The sequence below is a fragment of the Micrococcus sp. HMSC31B01 genome (assembly GCF_001816085.1).
Classification (GTDB): Bacteria; Actinomycetota; Actinomycetes; order Actinomycetales; family Micrococcaceae; genus Micrococcus; species Micrococcus luteus.
This window is the reverse complement of record NZ_KV824903.1, coordinates 1-992: the sequence shown is the minus strand read 5'-3', so window position 1 is coordinate 992 and position 992 is coordinate 1. Positions and strand designations below refer to the sequence as shown.

1 protein-coding gene and 1 pseudogene are annotated in these 992 nt (G+C 77.3%); both read left to right on the top strand.

What is annotated here, in order from left to right; translation table 11 throughout:
- Positions 1-514: pseudogene (locus HMPREF3105_RS01395) on the top strand (urea amidolyase); the annotation flags it as partial.
- Positions 511-992: biotin carboxylase N-terminal domain-containing protein (locus HMPREF3105_RS01390; RefSeq protein ID WP_305791312.1), on the top strand; the 482-nt coding region annotated here is incomplete at its 3' end. The pseudogene HMPREF3105_RS01395 and the gene HMPREF3105_RS01390, both read left to right, overlap by 4 nt.

The window sequence follows — 992 nt, the reverse complement described above, 5'->3', positions numbered from 1 at the left end:
GAGCCCGACCGCCGCCGGCGTCCCCGCCTCGGAGGAGGTCGGCGTCGTGATGGTGGGGGACCCGGAGACCGCGCTGCGCCCCATGCCCGCGCCCGGCCAGGTGGCCGTGCTGCGCGTGGTCCCCGGCCCCCGCGACGACTGGTTCGGCGAGGCGGGCCTGGAGCGCCTGTTCACGCAGGACTGGGACGTGAGCCAGCAGACCGACCGGATCGGGGTGCGCCTCACGGCCCCCGACGACGGCGCGCCGCTCGAGCGCGTGCGCGAGGGCGAGCTGAAGTCCGAGGGCGCCGTGCGCGGCGCGCTGCAGGTGCCGCCCTCGGGTGAGCCCGTCCTGTTCCTCTCCGACCATCCGGTCACCGGCGGCTACCCGGTGATCGGCGTCGTGGCCCGCGCGGACCTCGGCCTGGCGGCCCAGCTGCCACCGGGCGCCCGCGTCCGCTTCGTCCCCCATCCCCGCCCCGGCGCCGAGCCCGTCGTCGACTCCGCATCGCCCTCCGAGGAGACCCCCGCATGACCACCACCCCCGCCGCCCGCCCCGTCACGCGGGTGCTCATCGCCAACCGCGGCGAGATCGCCGTGCGCGTGGCCCGCGCCGCCCGCGACCACGGCATCGCCTCGATCGCCGTCTACTCGGATCCGGACGCCGACGCCCTGCACGTGGCCGTCGCGGACGAGGCCTTCCACCTGCCGGGCGCGTCCTCGGCGGACACCTACCTGAAGATCGACGCGGTCCTCGACGTCGCCCGCCGCGCCGGCGCCGACGCCGTGCACCCGGGCTACGGCTTCCTCTCTGAGAACGCCGACTTCGCGCAGGCCGTGATCGACGCCGGGATGACCTGGATCGGCCCGTCGCCGGACGCCATCCGCGCCCTCGGCGACAAGATCACCGCCCGCTCCCTCGCCCAGCAGGCGGGTGCCCCGCTCGTGCCGGGCTCGGACGGCCCCGTGCCGGACGCCGCCGCCGCGCGCGCGTTCGCCGACGAGCACGGCCT